This is a genomic window from Streptomyces sp. DH12 (assembly GCF_020873895.1).
GTDB lineage: Bacteria > Actinomycetota > Actinomycetes > Streptomycetales > Streptomycetaceae > Streptomyces.
The window spans coordinates 1-397 of record NZ_JAHWGT010001581.1; the positions used below are offsets into that span (position 1 = coordinate 1).

At 67.3% G+C, this 397-nt stretch carries 1 protein-coding gene; it reads right to left on the bottom strand.

Annotated features, from left to right (window positions below):
• The coding region (locus tag LPA54_RS41185) for a class II fructose-bisphosphate aldolase (protein ID WP_228985505.1) at positions 1-228 on the bottom strand (228 nt) is incomplete at its 3' end.
• Positions 229-397 lie beyond the last annotated feature (169 nt).

Below are 397 nucleotides of genomic sequence, written 5' to 3' on the forward strand. Positions count from 1 at the left end.
GGCGAGCGCGACGGCACCGGTCACCATGTCCTTGCTGTGCTGGCCGCCCAGGAACTCGGCACCGCCCGTGGAGATCTGCACGATGCCGTCGCTCTCCGCCTCGGCGAAGCCGCGCAGAGCCGCGTGCAGGGTCTGGGACGAGGTGACGTTGATGGCCGGGTAGGCGAACTTGCCTGCCTTCGCCCGGTCGAGCATCTCGTTGTAGACCTCGGGAGTTGCGATGGGCATCTGTCCGCTCCTTAAGAGTGCGGTGTGGGGTGCTGCGTACTGTCGGCCCTGACCTGGAACCTTGGATGCGACGTCATTGTCGGTCACATCCTTCCAGACTCGGCCGGAACGTCCATCCCGCCGTCCGCCCTGTGGTCGGCGGGGCCGGTCAGTCCAGGCCGAGCTCGTC